This window comes from Salinivibrio sp. SS2, assembly GCF_001722075.1.
Classification (GTDB): domain Bacteria; phylum Pseudomonadota; class Gammaproteobacteria; order Enterobacterales; family Vibrionaceae; genus Salinivibrio; species Salinivibrio proteolyticus.
In genome coordinates this window covers 94,858-115,003 of the sequence record NZ_MEBP01000066.1, presented here as the reverse complement: position 1 = coordinate 115,003, position 20,146 = coordinate 94,858, and the positions used below count along the sequence as shown (strand labels likewise).

At 50.0% G+C, this 20,146-nt stretch carries 20 protein-coding genes and 1 pseudogene; 15 read left to right on the top strand and 6 right to left on the bottom strand.

Going from position 1 to position 20,146, the window contains the following annotated elements:
• Positions 1-84: 84 nt before the first annotated feature.
• On the bottom strand, positions 85-2,076 hold the full coding sequence (locus tag BGK46_RS06885; RefSeq protein WP_069587942.1) for an LTA synthase family protein: 1,992 nt from the start codon (positions 2,074-2,076) through the stop codon (positions 85-87).
• Between the two features lie 11 nt (positions 2,077-2,087).
• The gene (locus BGK46_RS06880; protein ID WP_069587940.1) at positions 2,088-2,597 is read right to left on the bottom strand and encodes a cytochrome b/b6 domain-containing protein; all 510 of its coding nucleotides are present in this window, start codon (positions 2,595-2,597) and stop codon (positions 2,088-2,090) included.
• Between the two features lie 207 nt (positions 2,598-2,804).
• Between BGK46_RS06880 and BGK46_RS06875 the strand changes: the two genes are divergently transcribed.
• The 8 genes and pseudogenes from BGK46_RS06875 (at position 2,805) to BGK46_RS06845 (ending at position 9,168) form a co-directional block, all read left to right on the top strand.
• A complete protein-coding gene (locus tag BGK46_RS06875; protein ID WP_069587939.1) occupies positions 2,805-3,422 on the top strand; it encodes a thermostable hemolysin in 618 nt (205 codons plus the stop codon).
• Complete coding sequence (locus tag BGK46_RS06870) at positions 3,406-4,911, top strand: AMP-binding protein (protein WP_069587937.1); 1,506 nt, start codon at positions 3,406-3,408, stop codon at positions 4,909-4,911. Before BGK46_RS06875 ends, BGK46_RS06870 begins: the two co-directional genes overlap by 17 nt.
• Positions 4,912-4,919: 8 nt before the next feature.
• Entirely contained in the window at positions 4,920-5,612 is a 693-nt protein-coding gene (locus tag BGK46_RS06865) for a TenA family transcriptional regulator (protein WP_069587935.1), read from the top strand.
• Positions 5,613-5,621: 9 nt separating this feature from the next.
• Positions 5,622-6,458 (top strand): SDR family oxidoreductase, encoded by an 837-nt coding sequence (locus BGK46_RS06860; RefSeq protein ID WP_069587933.1) that lies wholly within the window; start codon positions 5,622-5,624, stop codon positions 6,456-6,458.
• Positions 6,445-7,089 carry a tetratricopeptide repeat protein gene (locus tag BGK46_RS06855; protein WP_069587930.1) on the top strand — a complete coding sequence of 215 codons (645 nt, stop codon included), beginning with the start codon at positions 6,445-6,447 and terminating at the stop codon, positions 7,087-7,089. The genes BGK46_RS06860 and BGK46_RS06855 overlap by 14 nt, the downstream gene beginning before the upstream one ends.
• Positions 7,086-7,455 (top strand): annotated as a pseudogene (locus BGK46_RS18010) (response regulator); the annotation flags it as partial. The gene BGK46_RS06855 and the pseudogene BGK46_RS18010, both read left to right, overlap by 4 nt.
• The gene (locus BGK46_RS18005; protein WP_371414255.1) at positions 7,428-7,742 is read left to right on the top strand and encodes a winged helix-turn-helix domain-containing protein; all 315 of its coding nucleotides are present in this window, start codon (positions 7,428-7,430) and stop codon (positions 7,740-7,742) included. The pseudogene BGK46_RS18010 and the gene BGK46_RS18005, both read left to right, overlap by 28 nt.
• Before the next feature lie 64 nt (positions 7,743-7,806).
• Positions 7,807-9,168 (top strand): sensor histidine kinase, encoded by a 1,362-nt coding sequence (locus BGK46_RS06845; RefSeq protein WP_254659666.1) that lies wholly within the window; start codon positions 7,807-7,809, stop codon positions 9,166-9,168.
• Positions 9,169-9,505: 337 nt separating this feature from the next.
• On the opposite strand, the gene BGK46_RS06840 is transcribed toward BGK46_RS06845, so the two are convergent.
• Positions 9,506-10,027 carry an HPP family protein gene (locus BGK46_RS06840; RefSeq protein WP_069587923.1) on the bottom strand — a complete coding sequence of 174 codons (522 nt, stop codon included), beginning with the start codon at positions 10,025-10,027 and terminating at the stop codon, positions 9,506-9,508.
• Between the two features lie 102 nt (positions 10,028-10,129).
• Here BGK46_RS06840 and BGK46_RS06835 point away from each other — a divergent pair, with 102 nt between their 5' ends.
• A complete protein-coding gene (locus tag BGK46_RS06835) occupies positions 10,130-10,657 on the top strand; it encodes a TetR/AcrR family transcriptional regulator (RefSeq protein WP_069587921.1) in 528 nt (175 codons plus the stop codon).
• Between the two features lie 145 nt (positions 10,658-10,802).
• A complete protein-coding gene (locus BGK46_RS06830) occupies positions 10,803-11,435 on the top strand; it encodes a substrate-binding periplasmic protein (RefSeq protein WP_069587920.1) in 633 nt (210 codons plus the stop codon).
• Here BGK46_RS06830 and clcA read toward each other — a convergent pair whose 3' ends face one another.
• Positions 11,436-12,881 carry a H(+)/Cl(-) exchange transporter ClcA gene (clcA, locus tag BGK46_RS06825; protein WP_371440463.1) on the bottom strand — a complete coding sequence of 482 codons (1,446 nt, stop codon included), beginning with the start codon at positions 12,879-12,881 and terminating at the stop codon, positions 11,436-11,438. It lies immediately after the preceding gene.
• Positions 12,882-12,958: 77 nt separating this feature from the next.
• Between clcA and BGK46_RS06820 the strand changes: the two genes are divergently transcribed.
• On the top strand, positions 12,959-13,141 hold the full coding sequence (locus BGK46_RS06820; RefSeq protein ID WP_069587918.1) for a hypothetical protein: 183 nt from the start codon (positions 12,959-12,961) through the stop codon (positions 13,139-13,141).
• Positions 13,142-13,212: 71 nt separating this feature from the next.
• Here BGK46_RS06820 and BGK46_RS06815 read toward each other — a convergent pair whose 3' ends face one another.
• On the bottom strand, positions 13,213-14,502 hold the full coding sequence (locus BGK46_RS06815; protein ID WP_069587916.1) for an alpha/beta fold hydrolase: 1,290 nt from the start codon (positions 14,500-14,502) through the stop codon (positions 13,213-13,215).
• 202 nt (positions 14,503-14,704) lie between these two features.
• Between BGK46_RS06815 and BGK46_RS06810 the strand changes: the two genes are divergently transcribed.
• The 4 genes from BGK46_RS06810 (at position 14,705) to BGK46_RS06795 (ending at position 19,174) form a co-directional block, all read left to right on the top strand.
• A complete protein-coding gene (locus BGK46_RS06810) occupies positions 14,705-15,181 on the top strand; it encodes a MarR family winged helix-turn-helix transcriptional regulator (protein WP_069587914.1) in 477 nt (158 codons plus the stop codon).
• Positions 15,182-15,199: 18 nt separating this feature from the next.
• Positions 15,200-16,258 carry an HlyD family secretion protein gene (locus BGK46_RS06805; RefSeq protein WP_069587912.1) on the top strand — a complete coding sequence of 353 codons (1,059 nt, stop codon included), beginning with the start codon at positions 15,200-15,202 and terminating at the stop codon, positions 16,256-16,258.
• Positions 16,259-16,269: 11 nt separating this feature from the next.
• On the top strand, positions 16,270-17,307 hold the full coding sequence (locus tag BGK46_RS06800) for a DUF2955 domain-containing protein (RefSeq protein WP_069587911.1): 1,038 nt from the start codon (positions 16,270-16,272) through the stop codon (positions 17,305-17,307).
• Between the two features lie 262 nt (positions 17,308-17,569).
• Complete coding sequence (locus BGK46_RS06795; protein ID WP_069587910.1) at positions 17,570-19,174, top strand: methyl-accepting chemotaxis protein; 1,605 nt, start codon at positions 17,570-17,572, stop codon at positions 19,172-19,174.
• 75 nt (positions 19,175-19,249) lie between these two features.
• Here BGK46_RS06795 and BGK46_RS06790 read toward each other — a convergent pair whose 3' ends face one another.
• On the bottom strand, positions 19,250-20,143 hold the full coding sequence (locus tag BGK46_RS06790; protein WP_069587908.1) for a LysR family transcriptional regulator: 894 nt from the start codon (positions 20,141-20,143) through the stop codon (positions 19,250-19,252).
• Between the last annotated feature and the right edge of the window lie 3 nt (positions 20,144-20,146).

Genomic DNA, 20,146 nt, shown 5'->3' with positions numbered 1-20,146 from the left:
GTGTGTATTGTTGAATGTATTGGTGCGTGGCCGTATACGAGGTCTGTACTGTTCTGGTGGTGGGAGGGATGAGGCGGCAACGCCTCACCCTACTCGATGTGGCTGCTTACCATGGTGTTGAGCGAGTACCGACGTTTCCGTGATATGAGTGGATGATACGGTATATAAACCTTGTCGATACAGTTTTCCGCCTATTAAAGCGTGTGCCTTAGCGCGCTTTATCATCTCGTCTGTTACAGGTTGAGGGCGTGCAGTCTGACTCTTCGCATCATAGTAATAGCCAAGCGGGGCTTTGTTTGGTCGCAGAACAATCACTGAATCATGGGTGAGATAAGCGAAGTTTTTATCAAACTGCATCAAAGCACGCTGATAGTGTTGAGATAATGGGCGAGTTAAATCATGACCTATCATCGGCGATATACTTTCAACGCCAATGAGGGAGAGTAACGTAGGGGGCATATCGATACTACTCGCGAGGCGGTTATCTTCTCTCGGGGGTATGTCTTTACCTAGGATCAATGCTGGGATATGAAAATGTTTAATCGGCACAGGTAACGCGCCGACTGCGCGTGCATCATGATCGGCAATGATTAAGAAGATGGTATCTTTCCAGTAATCGGACTGCTGAGCTTGGTGGATGAAGTCGCCCAATGCTTTGTCAGCATATTTTACGGCATTAAAGCGGGTATGTTTCTCTTGGCTATAAGGCGTGATTTGGCCATCTGGATATTCGTAAGGTGAGTGATTGCTACTAGTAAATACCAAGCTGAAAAAGGGTTTCCCACTTTGGTGTAAACGCCGAAACTGTTTATCAGCCATGGTGTATAGGTCTTGGTCTGAAACTCCCCAAGATCCAACAAAGCGTGGCTGGTCAAACTGAGGGAAATCGATAATATCTTGAAAACCATTACCGAGAAAAAATGATTTCATATTATCGAAGTGGCTTTCTCCACCGTAGATAAACTGAGTGGTATACCCCTTTTGCTGAAGTAATGAGGCGATGGAAAAGAACCCTGTTTGGCTTTTAGACAATTTAACGACGGCGCGAGATGGGGTCGGTGTAAACCCTGTGGTTATAGCCTCAATACCACGCACAGAACGCGTACCTGTTGCGTAAATCTGAGTAAAGTTCCATCCTTCATCCATCAGATTATCCAAATGTGGTGTTAGCGGTAAGCCGCCTAATCTGCCAACAAATTGTGCGCCTAAACTTTCTTGCAATAAGATCACTAAATTCTTTCGTTTCGCCTCGAAAGGATGGCGCACGTTTAGTGTCGGTATGGTGTCAGACGTAATATAGTTGGTGCTGGCCGGCGAGTATCGTTTGATCGTTGCAATGACATCATTCAGCGGCATATCGCCATAGTATTCTTCAGCATTACGCTCGGACGCCATGGATTTGGCGGCAAAAATCAACGAATAAGAAGAGTTGAGTACTAAATCATTTAATAGCGGATTCGTTGAAAAGGCGACAAGTGCTGGGTTCAGTGGGCGGTGTTGCAGAGTTGAACGTGCTCCCATGACACCGAAAGCAATCACACACACCGCAAGAATAGGCCGTGTCCACCAGCGTGGCTGGTTTTCTGTCTGGATAAGCTTGCCGCTTAGTCGCCAGCTGAAAAAACCCACGAATAACGTGCCAAAGAGTCCTAGGAATAACGGTAATTTATAGCCCTTCCAAAGCATGGAAAAGACTTCTTTAGGGTACACTAAGTACTCTAGAAATAGTCGATTCGGTCTTAAGTTGTATTCTAAAATAAACGAAGGCGTGACAAGCTCCATATAAACTAACACAACTAACCCACAGACCAACCAACTCCGCAAGATAAAAACAAATCCACGACCCAATTTTCCAGAGGTTGGCAGCAGTGCCAATAAAAAAGCCGGTAGGGTATATAGCCAGCAGAGGGTGGCAATATCGACACGTAATCCTTGGAGTAAGATATAGAAGATATCTTGCCATTGGCTCAACTGCTTATGTTGCCAAACAAGCAAGCCGACTCTCGATAGGCTAAGCAGGACGAGCGCAAGAGAAAAGAAAACGATAATAGGTCTAAAATTGCGAAGGCTTGTCATCTTTCCACCACTTAACGCAGCATAGATTTAATGTAGTTACGCTTACCAAAACGACTCATCAAAATGGCGGCGCTAACATGGATAGTGACGAGGACCAGGGTTGCGTTGGCAGCAAACTCATGGACTTCTTCTAACCATTCGAGCTCTTCACCTGACTGCGTCATTGTCCAGCCAGTCAAAATGGTGACGAGAAGCAATCCCCAAAGACTCCAAATCATAAGTGCTGCGGCAGGGTTATGACCTGAGCTTGTATGATCACGTCCGCGTATAAGGTTGCTGAAGTGAGCACGAGCGGCAGAAAGCGAGGGAATAAAACGGGTTAGTCGTGCTTCTGAATGCGTGAGCATTCCCCAAATCAGACGTAAGACAATGGCCCCAAGGATCACGTACCCAAACCAGCGATGAATGTCACTGCCTTCTTCCGTGACGCTCATATTGGCAAAGAATAATGCAGCAATCAGCCAATGGCTGAACCGGACGACTCTGTCCCATTTAAATGGTCGTGGGGTGTTAGCGGTCATGGTAATGTCCTCTCATGTGGTGATGTCTTCACTCTATGAGAGGAAACTTAAGAATCACTTAAGAGGGGCAAAAAATAAAAAGTTATAATTTACAATTGGATAGATTTTTGGGGTGCATTTTTTATCGGCAGGAGGAGCTTCTTAAGCTTTTCTTAAGTATCGCGCCGTAAGCTCAGTGACAATCAGCTAATAAAGGATGTCACCGCTATGGTTAATTCAGCGAGTCGATTTGACATTGTTACACCAGACTCAGCGAATCGCGCTGAAATAGAGGCGTATATTGCTGAACGCTATCAACAAGCCTTCAACGCGACAATTACCACCTTCATGCCTTATTTGTCCTGCCTGAGAGGACAAGACGATCGCTTATTGTCGGTGTGCGGCTATCGCCCTGCTGCGTATCAGCCGCTTTTTCTCGAACAATACCTTACCGACGATGTGGCTGACGTACTTAGCGCTCACTATCAGCAAGTGATCACGCGTAACTCAGTGATTGAGTTTGGGCAACTGGCCTCATTCTCTTCGGGAACGTCACTACCACATTTCCACGCTTTAGCGAATGGGCTGCTGTCACACGGATACCTATGGTGTGTATTTACTGCCACAGGGCCGCTATATGCACTTATGCGACGATTTGGCCTTGAGCCCCATCTACTGACCGGTGCGGAAGCGAGTTGTCTACAGCCCGCCACTGATCAATGGGGCAACTACTACACGCGGATGCCTCGTGTCTGTGCCGGTAACCTTGCTCAAGGTGCTGAGCAGTTGGCGCGGATTGTGTCTAAACACTGCCATACGGAGAATGCTAATGCGCGTCTTATTTGAACGTTTGGCTGACTATGCCAGATCCCAACCTGATCAGGTTGCCATTCACGGGTCGGATGCATCTGGCGACTGCCTGATACTGACCTACCAAGCGCTTTGGGGACGGATCAGGGCGCTGAGTGAAACGCTATTGGCGCTCGATACACAGATGATTGGGCTTGCCGGTGACAACAGTGTTAGTTGGGTATTGATCGATCTTGCCGCTGCGTATGCAGGCATCTCAATTGTACCGATCCCGCCCTTTTTTACGGCGGACCAACAACAGCATGTCTTGGAGACTGCGAGGGTAGATTGGGTGATTGGCTCGCTACACCCTGATGTCGCATTAAGCCACGCATCTGTGACTACATTGGCTGGATTACCATGCCATGCACGAGACGTAGACGCACTGCCAGCTTTGCCTCCTGCCGTAAAGGTCACGTTTACTTCAGGCTCGACTGGTTCTCCCAAGGGCGTGGTATTGAGCGCAGCCACGCTGGAGAGCGTTAGTGTATCGCTTGCCAGTACCGTCTCCACCACTGCGGTACCTTCCTGTCATTTAGTCGTCCTTCCCTTGTCCACACTACTGGAGAATATTACGGGTGTTTACGTGCCTCTATTGCTTGGGGTGACGACAGTGATCCCATCCAGCAATGACTTGGGGCTGATCGGCTCAAGCCAGTTAAACCTGAATCAATTGATGAGCGGACTGATTCGTTATCGTCCGCAAAGCTTGGTACTTACCCCTGCTTTATTGCGAGCCGTCATCCATCTTGGTGAACAGCATCCTGGTGCGGTTGCCGATCTCAAGCACGTTGCTGTCGGAGGCGCAAAGGTGGCACCGGCCTTATTGCGCGCAGCAAGTCGGCTTGGCTTATCGGTTTTTGAGGGCTATGGCTTATCGGAGTGCGGATCAGTGGTGAGTTTGAATACCTCCGAGCACCATTGTGTTGGCAGTGTGGGTAAACCGTTACCTCACCATCGTGTTTTTCTGGCTTCAGACGGTGAAATCATGGTAGTGGGCGCGACATTCTCAGGCTATCTGGATCGCGACTTTCACCCTCACCAAGGCGTCGTTGCGACGGGAGATATCGGTGAGTTTGATGATGACGGCTTTTTGTACGTGAAAGGTCGCAAAAAAAATCAACTCATTACGGCTTTTGGCCGCAACATCCATCCAGAATGGATTGAGGCGGAAGCTATGGCCTATTCGGCGCTTAGCAACATGGTGGTATTGGGAGAGGGGAAGGACTACCTGACTGCCATTATTGGTAGCGACTCTCCTGATCAAGCAAAGCAGCAGCTGATCCAGCTTAACAACCAACTGCCCGATTATGCGCAGCTCCGAGCGGTGATATTTACCGCTCCTTTTCATCAGCAACCCCATTTAATTACGGCAAATGGCCGCCCTAAACGCGATGTCTTTTGCCAACAATTTGAGCCGAAACTTAACACTTCGGCCCAATCATTACTGACTGAAGAAACCCTGCCACTCACGGCACATTCCTAGGAGGATTTATGGATAATCAAGGTTTTTTCCATGTACTAGAGAAAGAAACCGCTCAGGCGAGAGCCTCAATGCTGAGTGTGCCTGTGATTGAGGCTTGTGACGATAAGGCGATTACGCTGCAAACCTACACGGCCTTTCTTGTTCAGGCTTATCATCATGTGAAGCATACCGTTCCATTGCTGATGGCCTGTGGTTCTCGGTTGCCGGAGCACTATGAATGGTTACGTCAAGCGCTCGGCGCATACATTGAGGAAGAGAAAGGTCACCATGAATGGATCTTGGATGACTTGCGCGCATGTGGCTTTGATGCCGAACTAGCGAAGGCTAACTGTGGTGAGGGCCAAGTCGGGTTAGGGATTGAGATGATGGTGGCGTATTTATATCACCAAATTGACCGTAATAACCCAATGGCTCTATTTGGCATGGTTTGGGTGTTGGAAGGGACGAGTGTATCAATCGGCGGCTCGATGGCCGCACTGATCCAGCAAACGCTTTCTCTACCCGATACAGCGATGCGGTATTTAACGTCACACAGCACCTTGGATGTAGAGCATATTGGCTATTTTGCCGATTTGATGAACAAGGTAACGGATCCCGCGGACCAACAAGCCATCATTGATAGTGCGAAGCGTGTTTATGCGCTGTATGAATCAATGCTGCGAGCACTTCCCATGACCACGACACAGACCCAAGTGGCATAGGAGGCGGTAATGAAAAACACAATTATATTGCTAACAGGTGCGACAGGGGGCATTGGCCGAGCTCTGGCTGATGCACTGGCAAAAGAAGGCGCAATACTTGTGCTCGTCGGCCGCCATCTCAATGCGTTGCATGATCTTAAAAAACAGCTTGTGAATGACGAGCATCATCAGATCATCGAAGCAGACATTGGTACAGCAGAGGGCAGAGACAAGGTGAATCAGCATGCACGATGGCTGGGTCAACAAGGTACGCCAATAGAAATACTGATCAATAATGCGGGGGTAAATGGTTTCAATTATCTATCCATGCGCGCGGATGACAGTATTGAACATGAAATTGCCATCAACCTAACCGCCCCCATTTTGCTTTGCAAACATGCACTTGAGTGGCTCGCACCGACAGGCCTCATTGCCAACATTGGCTCAACCTTTGCTGGTATCGGTTTCCCCGGATATGCCAATTACGGTGCGACGAAATCAGGCTTGTATCGCTTTACCGAAGCGTTAAATCGGGAGCTACATGGCACTCAGCAGTGTGCCATTTATATCGCGCCTCGAGCAACTAAGACGGCGTTAAATGATGCTCGTGCAACGGCGATGAATAAGCAATTGCGAAATCATGTGGACTCATCAGAGTGGGTAGCGAATCACATTATTCGTGCCATCGAAAAGCGTTGCTTTGCGACGTGGCTCGGGTGGCCCGAAAAACTGTTTGTTCGTCTGAATCAACTTTTTCCATCGTTAGTGGGTCATGGAATCGCAAAACAAAAAGACATCATTGATTTTCACGCCAATACGCCTCAAGGCTTGCCAGTTGTAGAGGAATCGCACCATGACTATTCGTAAATCATTTTATATTACCGTATGGGCATTCAGTTGTTCTTTGATCAGTGCGACAGCGCTGGCCGACCCTATCTTGGCTAAGATCCAGACGCGCTGGGCACAGTGTAACTATACTGTCGACAGCAGTGACGACAAAGAGGCGTGCTTCGACCGTTTAATCGATGACACGCAAATTGCACTCCTTGCTCAACCAGCGCGTCATGATCTGAAAATATGGCTTGCCATCAATAAGAGCTCGCTAGCCGGGGTTGAGGGTGGCATGGGAGCATTAGGCTTGGTCAAGGATGCAAAAATCCTACTGGAAGATGTGATAACACAGGCGCCGGAAACGCTGGACGGTTCGGCCCTAACGAGCCTCGCGACGTTGTACCACAAAGTGCCGGGCTGGCCACTCGCCTTTGGTGATGACGATAAGGCTGCTGAGCTGTTTAAAAAAGCACTCGCGATCAATCCAGACGGTATCGATCCGAACTATTTTTATGGCGAATTTCTGGCGGATACCGGAAAAACAAATCTCGCTGTGGCATTCTTGAAGCATGCACAGCAAGCCCCTGCACGGCCGGACCGTCCTCTTGCTGATCAAGGACGCCAACAAGAAATTATCCAAAAACTGAAGGAGCTTAATCAGCAATGAGGCTGCTACTCGTCGAAGATGATTGCATGCTAGGGGAGTCCATGGTGGCGTCGCTGCAGCGTCACGGCTATACCGTTGATTGGTTGCAGCGAGGCGGTGGTGTGGATGCCCTGTTAAATACCGAAAGCTTTACCGCTATTATTCTCGACTTAACCTTGCCAGACACTGATGGACTTCATGTGTTGCGTAAAATTCGCCGCAAACATAGCGATATCCCTGTGATGATTTTGACCGCACGCGATGACATTGATGACCGTGTGAAAGGGTTAGATGGTGGAGCCGACGACTACATGATCAAACCTTTTGCGCTCGAAGAGCTATTGGCGCGTCTGCGCGTCATGATTCGGCGTATTTCCGGTTATGCCGATACCACCATGTCATGCCATGGCGTGACATTGTCGATGGCAACGGGTGAAGTGGATATGGAGGGTGCACCTATTCGGTTAACTCCTAACGAGTTCAAGCTGTTATCCACACTGATGGCGCACGCTGGTCGAGTAATGAGCAAAGATCAACTTCAACAAGCGCTTCATGGTATGGATGAGGGAATTAGTCCGAATGCCATTGAAGTCCATATTCACAATTTACGCAAAAAAACGGGTGGAACCTTGATTCAAAACATTCGTGGGGTTGGGTATATCATTGAGAAATAAACAGCGCCCACATTCAATAAAACGCCATCTTACATTCAGCACTGTGTGTGTGGTGGGGGTGTTAATGTTTGTCTCTTGGCTGCTGGTGTATAGCGAAGCTCGTCATGAAATTAATGAAGTCTATGACGCGCGATTGGGGCAATCGGCAAAAACGTTGGCACTGTCGGTAATGAGCTGGGGAGATCAGCCGCCAGATAACTTTACACAAAGCTATACCCATTGGTTAAACGCGATCACTGCCAACGCAAAAGATGACGATACGACCACACCATTTGGTCACCCCTACGAAGATAATTTGTTTTTTCAGTACCGTGTTAATGATGCATTAGTTGCCAAAAGTCCGAACGCACCGGCGCAATGGATAGGGACATCAGACAACCCCGGATTTGATATGGTTACCGCAGCAGGTGAACAGTGGCGCACCTTCCTATTAGTATTCACACTGCCGGACAAACGGCAAGCGAGTCTGCTGGTGGCGGAAAAAGAGGCGATTCGCCAAGAGTTGATGACAGAAGTCTCGTTGACCATTGGCTTACCCCAGCTCCTATTGATCCCACTTTTAGCGGTTATTGTTGTGGTGTTAGTTAGCCGCGCATTTAGGCCGCTAGGCGAATTAAAAGAGACGATCGCTGCGCGCAGTGTTGATAATCTCGATCATATTCATGTATCACAACCCACCGTTGAACTCTCACCACTCGTCAAGCAGATCAATTATTTATTTTCTCAGTTGAATAATGCCTGGGTGCGTGAAAAGCGTTTGGTCAGCACTGCGGCACACGAGTTAAAAACCCCCCTCGCGGTACTGCGACTCAATGCAGAAAACGCCTTGTCTGCGACCACAGAAGCGGAACGTGATAATGACTTGACCAATATTCTGAATGGCATCGATCGAACTGATCGTGTTATCCAACAGTTACTCATGCTTTCGCGGGTGGAGCAGCAAAAAAATACCGAAGTCACGCAGGTAGATATTGTTCCATTGTTGCGAGAACAAATCGCTGCGCTCGCACCGATGGCATTGACACAACAACAGTCAATAGAGCTTGAAGGGCAAGAGAGCCTGTGGGTCAAAGGCCATCCTGTGATGTTGTCAGTGTTATTTACTAACCTGATTGATAATGCCATTCGCTATGCAGGAAAAGGCGCATCTATCAGTGTGATCACCAGCCACTCAGCCAATACCGTCGTGGTGGAAGTGATTGATTCTGGCGACGCGATATCGGACGAAATTAAGAGCCGTATTTTTGATAAATTCTTCCGCGGTCATACCGAGAAAGGTGATGGGGCGGGGTTGGGAATGTCGATTGTCAAAGACATTGTGGAACAGCATCACGCGAGTATTATGATTCAGAGTCCGTACTTTTCTGACTATGGCAATGGTTTTACGGTGACTTTTCCAATGGTCTCTGAGTGCGGAAATACGTGACTTAAATCCGAGCCAGTGCGAATTTCACCCTAGCCAAGTTTGGTCCTTCTTTGTAATGGTTGTCTTTTTATGTAGACAGCTTATGTTCAGTTTTATGTTGTTACTCTAGCCGCAAAAAAGGTTGGTTAGGTATGAAACTGTATAACGTCATAAGCAGTTATTTTTTAGAAACTCTCGTGCTTGGCGGTGCCTTTGTCATTGGCGCTTGGTTAGTGTTTGCGGGATGATACAGGGCTGACTATTGGTCACGGTATCGTTAGGCGACACCAAAACAGGCGCAATTTAATCGCGCCTGTTTTGCTAGGTTTTGACTGATTGAAACTAGCAAGGCTCTCGCTTAGCCTCGCTTGATCCCATGCCAATACACAGGCCAATGGTGCGGTTCACCGAGGTTATTGATCACTGCTGCAATGGTTACCAGTGCGACACTGCCTGCGAGCACAAGCGTAAACAAATAATCGATGCCTACCACCTGAGTCCCCGCTAGCATGATTACCAGTGGATTCGCTCCTGCTGGTGGATGGACGGCGCGGCAGGCTTGCATCAGCATAATTGCAAGGCCAACTGCTAGTGCGATCATCCAGCTTTCATTTCCCACTCCATACAGCATCGCCAACCCCACACTGGCGGTCAGTAAGTGACCCACAATCACATTTCTCGGTTGCGCGAGCGGCGACTGAGGCGCTGCAAATAAAATCACACAGGTTGCGCCAAAGGGAGCCATCAGCCAGGGCACGCCGGTGGTATGGTTCAGCACGGTTAAGGTGAGAATACCGAAAAATCCACCCAGCAAGCCTTTTGTCAGTTGAATCCAAGTCGGTTTAGGCGGTAACGCACCGCCACCTTTGAGTCGTTTCATGGTCGTTCCTTCTATGGTTGATTAAAGTGTACCGATCTGTACACGTTGTTTTAAAGAGTACAGATCGGTACACTTCGTGGCAAGTCTTTTTTGGAGAGCATGATGAGTAAGCGCGATCACATCTTGGCGGTAGCCGAGTCGTTATTTAATCAGTTTGGTTACACTGCGGTGGGCGTCGACAAAATCCGTGATGAAGCCGCGGTCTCAAAGACCTCGATGTACCGTCACTTTGGTGCTAAATCGGCCTTGATTGAGGCTGTGCTGCAAGCGCGCCATACAAGATTTGAGCAGGGACTGCAGCAGGCTATTGATGCGCACCAGGATAAAGATGCCCAATTGACGGCACTCCTCGATTGGCATCTGGCGTGGTTTAAACAAGACGACTTTAAAGGCTGTATGTTTATGCACGCGATTGGCGAATTTAAGAGCAGTACAGACAGCCAAATTGCAGCGATTGCCAAAGCGCACAAAGACAAAATTCACGGCTTAATTGAACAGATTGTTGGCTCAAAGGCGGCTGCTGATGCGGTGATGACGCTGTTAGAGGGGCTGATCGTGCGGGCTGAATTTGAATCACTTCCCGACCGAACGTCATGCCTTGCCATGTTACATAGCGTGGGCAGAACCTAGTGGTGCACTAAAGGTGACGGCGTCACGAATAAGCGCGTAGACGATACGACTGTGGTCTTCTAATCTCTAAAAGGATAAGGGTCCTTGGAGTAGTAATGTGAAAAAAGTATGGATACTTATAGTCTGCTGGCTACCGTTGAGTGTCATGGCAAATACACTAACGATTGCTTATCGCGATGCAACTGACTCTGTTTCTTTGGCAACCAAAGCGATTGTAGAGCATGCATTCACTGCCATTGATGAGCGTATTGTACTGACATGGATGGAAATGCCACTCGCACGGTCGGAAAATGCACTGACCAAAGGGATTATTGATGCTGATTTTGGCCGGACACGACTTGCCTATCAAGATATTCCCGAAGCGCTGTATCCAGAAGAGTCACTCATGTCGATTAATTATTATCTATTTGGACACACACATGTTTTAAAGCCAGAAGATTACCAATATGTCGTGGGAGTTATTGGTGATCAGGTTAATGTAGAAATCGCAAAACGCTATCAATGGCAGCTTATTCGCGCTAGAACAGAACGCGATGCACTGAATATGGTTAATAGTCAGCGAGTTCAAGCGATGATAGGCTACGGCGGCATTCGAAGTATTATCGAGAAAGAGCAATTTACTGACGTACGAATAGGAGAAAAACCGGTTGAGACTGCCGAGGTTTTTCTCGTCTTGCATCAACGTCATCAGCGACTAATCGCACCACTTAATACGGTATTAAGAGACATGAGAGATAGCGGCACGACAGCCGCTATCCTTGCCAAACATGGCTTATGATTATGGCTGCTGTTCAACCTGCAACTTTTGTTGCCGTACTTTTCGGCGTAACAGCTCGGTATAAATCGGTTGGCCACCCAGCAATTGGGCAAACAGCGTGGCACCCAGCGTGGTGATAATCAGGGGTAAGATCAGGTAGTAATTGTTAGTCATCTCAATCACCAACAAAATACCGGTAATCGGCGCACGCACGGTCGCGGCAAACAGAGCGCCCATTCCCGCAATCGCAAACATGCCCGGTTCAATGCCCATGTCAGGGTAGAGATTCGCAATCATCAAACCGAAGACGGTTCCCAGCAAGGTGCCAAGGGCTAACATGGGGGCGAAAATGCCGCCCGGTGCGCCGGAACCAAAGCAGATGACCGTCAGCAGCGTGCGTGCCATAAAAATAAACAGCAGTGCACTAATTGAATAGTTAAGCGTAACAAAATCAGGGACGAGGTTAATGCCGCCGTGCGTGAGTTCAGGCGCATACACCAACAGTAAACCAAACACGCCCCCCAAGGTTGATCCCACAATCAACACGCGCTTTTGGCTGTTTTGATACAAGCGTTGAAAGTAATCTTGAAAGCGCATGATCAGGAAGTTAAAGATCACCCCAAACACACCAAAACAGCACCCCAACGCTAAGAAGAACCACAACGAAATCAGTGGCGGTGTCTCGTATTGAGGCAACACAATGACAGCATCTTGGCCATTGATATAGCGAAACACAATGTCAGCAATGATTGCCGCAATGATCACCGCTTTAATGGAGATGAGGGTGTAGCGAAACTGTGGCCGCATTTCTTCAACCACAAACATGATCGCCGCAAGCGGGGCATTAAACGCGGCGGCTAAGCCTGCGGCGGCACCTGATGCGAGTAGGGTTTGATTGGTGTTACGGTCGTGAATGCGGAAGGTATCTGTCACCATTCGGCCGATATTGGCACCGATTTGGACACTCGGCCCTTCTCGGCCCAAAATCATCCCTGAGCCTAGCGCGCCCAAACCACCAAAAAATTTCACTGGGATTACCCGCCACCATCGTGTGGGACGGATACCTTCCATGGCGCCTTCTACTTCAGGAATACCCGATCCCGCGGCTTCAGGCGCAAACCGGTGCACCAGCCAATAGCCAATTAAGGCAAGACCCGCACTGATTAGAAAGGCGAGTAATCCCAATGGAATCATTGAGGTGATATTGCTATCGAGCCACTCGGTACGTGTTTGAGAAAGAGAGTGAATCGCGAGTTCAAAGAAGGTGACCACAATACCCGCGAGCAGGCCAATAACAACCGCTAACAATAAGACGGAAACGGGCGTTTTATCGCGTGACCACAGCTTATCGAAGAAAACGCTAGATTTATAAAATACTGCCCTTTTCTTGCTTGATTTACTTACAATTTTCATCAGTGTGAACGCAAAGGTTAAGAAGAAAAAACGACGATGAAGTGAGGGTCTCATGCTCCTGAGCCTACACCGTGCTGGGATGCGTCCTGTAACCCGAGGAAACGCAATAATACTACGCCAATTAACATAACATGCAAGCATCGTTAGCCAGTGTGCCTACTTGGCTAGTCTGGGCTGGTGGGGGCGTGGTTTACGCTGATCAGTCAGGCTGCCTTGAAGGCGAGCGGGCGATTTTTATCGCATTTTCCCGAGTTCAATCGGTACTGACAAAGAACGTAACACGTGTTGAGCGTGGATTTTTTGATTTGAATTAGATCACAGTTTGCAGTGGTGAAAAATTCCGCTGCGACAACACACTGTTGGGACGATGCGCAGCGGAGCGTCACTAGCCTTGGCGAGCGGCAAGGCTATCTGCGATGTCGATTAAGCGATCCAAAATACGTTCACCATCGACGCCAATGCCATTGTGCTCGTACTCGTTCGTCATCCACGCTTGACTGTTGGCAATCTGCGCCAAGGTTTGACGGGAATAATCGAACTCAACAAACATGTCATCCACATAGGTGGCGCAGGCGAGCGGCACCGTATTCTGCTTGAGTACGTCGAGATCATAAAGCGCCGGCCAATCGCTCTTTTCCGCCAGTAACATGGCGGCGTCTTTGAGCGGTTTAAGGGTAGCCAGTTGATCAAACATCCACGGGTAAACCATTTCGCCAGTAAACCGGAACGGCTGATCGGGCTGATAGTGGAACTGCGGGAATTGATCGCGCACCCGGTGGGCTGACCACTGCGACGCCTGCTGCTGGCAGTAAATCGATTCATGCAAAATAGCGTAAAACGGGTTGGTTAAATACCCTTGGTCAGCCTGCATCGCATTTAAGAACGGGTAGCTTAAGGTACGCTCACCATTCACCTCTATAAAGGCTCGCTCTAGTAGGTAATACAGCGGCAGCCCGGCATGGCCGCGACCGAGATTCAGTCCCAGCGTTTGGAATTGCTCAACAGTAAACAGCTGACCGTTTGGCAGCGTCACCGTATTGTTTTGCAAATACTGGGCAATCTCGTGACAGCGGGCTTGTGCGTCGGGGAATTGGGCGAAAAACTGCTGGTTTTTGTCTTCCACACGCTGATAGGTTTTTTGATACACCGCATCGGCGTGTCCCTCGAGCGGCGGGATACCGCCGGTGACAAAGGCGCGTGATAGCGATTGTGGAAAGAACGACAAATAGGTGAGGGCACAAAACCCACCAAAGCTTTGTCCGAGGATCGCCCATTGCTTAATGCCTAACGCCTCGCGTAAACACTCGGCGTCTTTCACGATGCTGTCGGCTCGAAAATGGCTCAGATACGCTGCTTGCTCGGCAGGCGTGAGGTGGGCGAGAGTTTGGTGATTGACCGGCGAGCTCAAGCCCGTGCCGCGTTGGTCGAGCAACAACACGCGGTAATCGTCTAAAGCACGTTTTAGCCAGCCGCTTGCCCCATTCGGACGAGGAGACTCAAACCCAGGCCCGCCCTGAAAATAGACTAACCACGGTAAATCTTGTTCATTTTTGCGCGTATCAACCACTTCACGGGCGAAAACCGAAATCGATGGGCTAGTGGCATCATGATGATCCAGCGGCACATCAATGCGATGGCTGCGATAACGAATATGGCGATCCCAGAGTTCTTGCATAGTAATCCCTTTACAAACAAAACGATGACGCGCGCTAGATTATCAGAGTTAACCAACGGCGGCGAGCGGCTATCGCGCCAGTACCCCGCCATTGTTATGTGACACAAATCACTTTTATATTTACTTAGCCTGCTAACTATTTTATAGTGATTGCTACTTATTACTTAGCAGGCTAAGTAATTTTGATTGAGGGAGAAAGCGCATGACATCGTCACATCCTGAACACATGTCGATTGCTGAACATTTAGGACGCACGGCGCGATTGTGGCGTCGTGTCGCCGATTCTGAGCTGGCGCCATTGGGGCTGAGCTATCCACGCTGGAGTGCGCTGTGGATGCTGCGTCGGTTAGGCGATGGCATCAGCCAGAGTGAATTGGCGCAGGCGCTCGAAATTGAGCTGGGCTCATTAATGCGGACCTTAAAACACCTTGAAACGCAGGGCCTGATCACGCGGCGCTGCTTGCCAGAAGATAAGCGCACCCGAACCGTGCATGTCACTGAAAGCGGGTGTGAATTAATGAGCCGCATTGAAGCGCGGGTGTTGCGGGTACGTAAGCATCTGCTGGCGGGCATTGCCGCCGAAGATTTTGACGCTTTGGAGCGGGTGCTGGTCACCATTAATCAAAATGCGATGGACTATACCGCCACCACAAAAGATAACCAGAGCACAGAACAATAACAGAGGTAAAAAGTACGAATGACACCGGATGAAAAATTTGCGCGTTGGGTAAAAGTAGCCGCTCTCAGTTTTGTGTTGCTCTTTGGCTATTTTTTGCTGGCGGATAACGTGATGCCATTAACGCCTCATGCCATGGTGACACGCACCGTCACCAAAGTAGCACCACAGGTGAGCGGGCCGGTCAGTGCCTTGGTGGTGGAAAACAACCAAGGCGTGCATCAAGGGGACGTATTGTTCCAAATTGATGATATCCCGTATCGGATTGCGGTCGACCAAGCCAAACTCGCCTTAGCTCAAGCCAGACAAACCAATGCCCAATTAGATGCGTCATTGATGGCGGCGCGGCAAGATGTTTCGGCCTTGGCGTCGGTGATGGCGCAGAAAGTGCGTGAAGCGAAACGCTTGAAAGCCTTATTCGCTAAAAATGGTGTTTCTCAGCAGCAGCGTGATGATGCAATCAGTGCGGCCAATACTGCTCGAGCCAATTGGGAAGCGGCCAAAGCGCGTGTCAGTGCGCTGCAAATTCAACGGGGCGGTGACGGTGCCAGCAACATTGCTGAACAAGTGGCATTGAGCAAACTAAAGAAAGCACAATTAAATCAATCCTACACCACAGTAAAAGCCAGCCATGACGGCGTGGTGACTAATCTGCAATTGGACGTGGGAGCCTATGCCAGCGCTGGACAGCCATTGATGGCGTTGGTGTCTGAGCGCACCGATGTGATTGCCGACTTTCGTGAAAAAAGTGTCCGCGATGTGCACACCGGCACGCCGGTGAAGGTAGCGTTTGATAGTGAACCGGGCAAGCTTTACGCGGGACACGTGAGTAGCGTGGATGCGGGCGTCAGTGCTGGACAGATCGATGCCAACGGGCAACTGGCGTCGCCTTCCAACTCGAACCGTTGGGTGCGTGATGCGCAGCGGATGCGTCTGCACATTCAACTCGATGAATGGCCCCCTCATGCGCTGCCGACCGGCGCACGTGCCACAGTGCAACTTATGCCAGACAGCGGGATTGGAGCCGTATTCGCCAGTGCCCAAGTCGGCTTTTTAAGCTTGCTGCACTACATCTACTAAGGAGGTGAACGATGGCTTTATGGCATCACCCCTTAAGTGATAACGATGTGCGCCAGTGTTTGCGGATTGCTACCGGCGCCACATTGGGCTTTACGGTATGCAAGTTTTTTGATTGTAACTTTGGGGTATTTTTTACCGTTACCCCCATGCTACTGCTGGGCTTAGTCCCAGTGATGAACGGTCGCGCGGCGCGCCAATTGCTTGCTTCCGCGGTGATCAGTGGCTTAGAAGTAGGTGTACTCGGTGGCTTATTGGGAGCACACCCGGGGCTGATGACGCCACTCGTCTTTGTGCTGTTCACCTACAAATTTGCGTGCATGTCTAAAGGGCGCTTTTTTCTGTTTGGTGCCAACAGTGTATTGAGCCTGAGCATTATGCTGCATTTTGCCAGCTATCCAGATTTGCCACTTAACACGCTCGTTTTTGGTAACTTAGGGGCCAATATCCTCTCGGTATTGATCGCCTACTTGGTGACGTGGCTGATCCCGGATGTGACTGAGCGTCAGCCGCCTGCCATGCCCGCGGGAGGAAAACAGACTCACCGTATGCGCCACGAGGCATTAATGGGAGCCTCGTTAGCGACCATTTCCTTTGTGGTCTTTCAGCTGTTTGATTTGCGCGACTCCATTTCAGCGCAAGCCACGACTGTGTTATTGCTGTTTCCCATGCACTGGAACGGCACGTTAAGTTATGCGCGAAAACGCGCGGTAGGCACGGTGCTTGGCGTCGCGTATGGGGTAGCATGCCAAGTAATACTGTATGACTGGTTTGGGGTGTTGATCTTGGTCGCGCCGCTTTTGTGGATAGGGACGCTTTTATTCGCCAAAGCCCATGTGAAAGAAGCCAGTGGATCAGGGGTCGGATTTGGCGCCATGGCCACCTTGGGGATCTTGTTTGGGCAATACTTAAGTCCCAGCCAAGATTTTATGTATGATGCGCTTTACCGCGTCAGCAGCAATATTGTGGCGATAGTGCTCACCTTAATGCTGTGTTTTGCGCTCCACAAACTGCTTAATTACTTTCCTGCCACGCGATTTGGGACCGCCTAAAATGTCAGAAAAATTGGCGAACGGTATGGCCTTTCATCGTCAATGCAAGCGATATGATTTTGTGCGTAACCGCGCATGATTATTTGACTTTTGCGAGGCGTAACTTGTTTATCAGTTACGCTGTCGCTATTATTTGCGCTGACATCCATGTACAGAGAGGAAGTCAGCCGTCTCTCGCCCCTTTTGGCCGAATTAGGCTACCGGCTTATAGCACGCCGACGTTGACGGTTTCCGCCCCTCCCATTGCCAGTAAGGTAGCGTAGTGAAAAAACTCATCTTAATCGTGGTGTGTGCCATGTTTGCGGTGGCGGCAATTGCCAGCATCACCGCCACAACTTTTATCTCACACGATGAAATCGACCACATCATTCTCAAGCGTTCGAAAGCGCAGGCAGAGCTGCTTGCGGATCGCGCCGAATACATTCTGTCGAACTCGTCAACGCCAACCGACGATTTGCAGGAGATGGTCAGCGGTCTCAAAGTACGCAGTGACATCAGCTATGCCGTCGTCATTGATAAAAACGTAAAAGCTATTGCCCACAGTGATATGCAGAAACTGGGCAAAGTCTACACCGACAGCTACACAGTGGCGGGGGCTGGCCAAGGTCAACCACAGCATTCACGCTGGTACGCTGATGTGCAAGATGTGTGGGTGTACGACATCATGATGCCAATCTACGTCGATGGCCGCCTATGGGGCGCGTTTGATGTTGGGATCCCAATTACAGAAGTGGATAGCGCGGCCAACGGCATTGCGATTGCGCAGCTGACCGCGATTGGCTTGATTTTTATTGCCTGTACCCTCGTGCTGGTATGGCTATTGGGCCGACTGTTCGCGCCGCTGAAAGGCCTTGAGCACGCGCTGGCCGATATCTCGAAAGGGGACGGTGACCTGACTGTGCGTTTGCCTGTCACTGGCAACAACGAGATCACCCGTATTTCGGTGGCCTTTAACACCTTCGTCGAAAAAATCGACCAAATCATTGCACATGTAGTGGAAACCGGTGAAGAGCTTGGCCGTTCAGCCGAGTCGCTGCGCGACAAAGCCGCGCAATCGCTGAAACGCGGTGAATCACAAAGCGAGCAAGCGCTGCTGGTCGTGACCTCGATGAATGAGATGATCGCCACCATCAACGAAATTTCGCAAAGTGCGTCAAACGCCGCAGATTCGGCCTCGTCAGCCAACAGCGAAACCGAAGCCGGTAAGCAAACCTTGACCGAAGCGACCCAAACCATCAACCAACTCGACACCGAGATGGACAACATGTCGACCGTGATCACCTCGCTGGCTGATCGCACCCAGTCGATTGTCTCCATTTTGGACGTGATCCGTGGCATCTCAGAGCAAACGAACTTGCTTGCCTTGAACGCAGCCATTGAAGCGGCACGTGCTGGCGAAGCGGGACGTGGCTTTGCGGTAGTGGCGGATGAAGTACGCAGTCTGGCGACCAAAACGTCGCAATCAACCGAAGAGATTCAATCGACCATTGATCAGCTTCAGCAAGAAGCGAAAAACGCGGTTGAGGCAATGGACACCAGTAAAGCTCTCACCAGCGAAGGGAACCGCGCGACCGAGCAAGCACTGACGGCGCTAGAAAGCATCGCGATGCAAGTGAGCACCATCTTGGATATGAACACCCATGTGGCAACGGCGACCGAAGAGCAATCAAGCGTAGCAAATGAAATTAACGTCAACATGGATACGGTTAACCAAGCGGCGCAAGCCGGGCTGGACGATAGCCATAGCCTAGAAGCGAGTAGCCAAGACTTAGCAGGGCTTGCACGCACTCTCGATCACTATGTGGGCGCGTTTAAAGTCTCAGCGATTAACAAAGCGGACACGTCACTGCGCGCGTCGCGTGACTAATCGACCGTTTTTGAACACTTCGACCCGATCGCCAGCCTTGTGCTGGCGATTTTTTAGCGGGTTCCAGAGTGGCGGTTAAAAATCGGGGGCGGGTTGAGTAGGCAAGTGTTGGGCTAAATACGCCAATAATGCCGCCACTTTGGGCTGAAGCTGACGTCCGCGTGGATAAAGCGCCCAAATACCTTCTTCCTCTATCCGATAATCCACCAATACTTCTTCTAATGTTCCCTCGGCTAAGGCCTCTTGCACGTAATAATGCGGCAACTGCGCGACACCTATACCTTGCTTGGCCGCCTCGAGTAACGCCACGCCAGAATTACAGCGCAGCCGCCCCGAAACCGTGAGGGTGCGGACTTTATTGCTCGCTTGATAATGCCAATGTTCATTGGAGCCAACCAAACAAACATGGCGATTGAGATCGCTTGGCGTCTGCGGCCGGCCGTGTGCTGCCAAATACGCTGGGCTGGCACAAATGGAGAGCCGTCGAGAACCCAAGCGTTTCGCTTTCAGGCTGGAATCTGCGAGATGACCAATACGGATCGCCACATCGGTACCAGTTTCAATTAAATCAATTCGACGATTGGTCAGGTGCAAGTCCACCGACACATGAGGATATTGCCGCAAGAAGGGGGCCAGCAAGGGCGCGATATATTGTTCGCCAAAATTCACCGGCGCCGTCACCCGCACTAATCCGGTGGGAAGCGCTTGTGATTGGGTAATGGTTTGCTCGGCCTCTTGCAAGGCGGCCATTAGCGGACGGCAACGTTGATAATAGTGCTCGCCTTCATCCGTTAGCGTGACTTTACGGGTGGTGCGGTGAAAAAGCTTCACCCCCAAATGGGCTTCTAGCGCCGCAACTCGCCGACTTACCGCCACCACATTGGTGTCGAACTTATAAGCGGCCTGAGTAAAACTGCCGTGCTCAGCCACCGCTAAAAATTCGTTTAATCCTTCCCAATGGGGCGCCATGAC

What these genes read in the sequence shown, in the direction of transcription:
- BGK46_RS18005 (WP_371414255.1), top strand. Translation starts at nt 7,428, where the DNA reads ATGATTCGGCGTATTTCCGGTTATGCCGATACCACCATGTCATGCCAT.
- BGK46_RS06870 (WP_069587937.1), top strand. Translation starts at nt 3,406, where the DNA reads ATGCGCGTCTTATTTGAACGTTTGGCTGACTATGCCAGATCCCAACCT.
- BGK46_RS06815 (WP_069587916.1), bottom strand. Translation starts at nt 14,502, where the DNA reads ATGCAAGAACTCTGGGATCGCCATATTCGTTATCGCAGCCATCGCATT.
- BGK46_RS06840 (WP_069587923.1), bottom strand. Translation starts at nt 10,027, where the DNA reads ATGAAACGACTCAAAGGTGGCGGTGCGTTACCGCCTAAACCGACTTGG.
- BGK46_RS06805 (WP_069587912.1), top strand. Translation starts at nt 15,200, where the DNA reads ATGACACCGGATGAAAAATTTGCGCGTTGGGTAAAAGTAGCCGCTCTC.
- BGK46_RS06865 (WP_069587935.1), top strand. Translation starts at nt 4,920, where the DNA reads ATGGATAATCAAGGTTTTTTCCATGTACTAGAGAAAGAAACCGCTCAG.
- BGK46_RS06830 (WP_069587920.1), top strand. Translation starts at nt 10,803, where the DNA reads ATGGCAAATACACTAACGATTGCTTATCGCGATGCAACTGACTCTGTT.
- BGK46_RS06880 (WP_069587940.1), bottom strand. Translation starts at nt 2,597, where the DNA reads ATGACCGCTAACACCCCACGACCATTTAAATGGGACAGAGTCGTCCGG.
- BGK46_RS06875 (WP_069587939.1), top strand. Translation starts at nt 2,805, where the DNA reads ATGGTTAATTCAGCGAGTCGATTTGACATTGTTACACCAGACTCAGCG.
- BGK46_RS06845 (WP_254659666.1), top strand. Translation starts at nt 7,807, where the DNA reads ATGTTTGTCTCTTGGCTGCTGGTGTATAGCGAAGCTCGTCATGAAATT.
- clcA (WP_371440463.1), bottom strand. Translation starts at nt 12,881, where the DNA reads ATGAGACCCTCACTTCATCGTCGTTTTTTCTTCTTAACCTTTGCGTTC.
- BGK46_RS06810 (WP_069587914.1), top strand. Translation starts at nt 14,705, where the DNA reads ATGACATCGTCACATCCTGAACACATGTCGATTGCTGAACATTTAGGA.
- BGK46_RS06885 (WP_069587942.1), bottom strand. Translation starts at nt 2,076, where the DNA reads ATGACAAGCCTTCGCAATTTTAGACCTATTATCGTTTTCTTTTCTCTT.
- BGK46_RS06790 (WP_069587908.1), bottom strand. Translation starts at nt 20,143, where the DNA reads ATGGCGCCCCATTGGGAAGGATTAAACGAATTTTTAGCGGTGGCTGAG.
- BGK46_RS06855 (WP_069587930.1), top strand. Translation starts at nt 6,445, where the DNA reads ATGACTATTCGTAAATCATTTTATATTACCGTATGGGCATTCAGTTGT.
- BGK46_RS06835 (WP_069587921.1), top strand. Translation starts at nt 10,130, where the DNA reads ATGAGTAAGCGCGATCACATCTTGGCGGTAGCCGAGTCGTTATTTAAT.
- BGK46_RS06860 (WP_069587933.1), top strand. Translation starts at nt 5,622, where the DNA reads ATGAAAAACACAATTATATTGCTAACAGGTGCGACAGGGGGCATTGGC.
- BGK46_RS06820 (WP_069587918.1), top strand. Translation starts at nt 12,959, where the DNA reads ATGCAAGCATCGTTAGCCAGTGTGCCTACTTGGCTAGTCTGGGCTGGT.
- BGK46_RS06800 (WP_069587911.1), top strand. Translation starts at nt 16,270, where the DNA reads ATGGCTTTATGGCATCACCCCTTAAGTGATAACGATGTGCGCCAGTGT.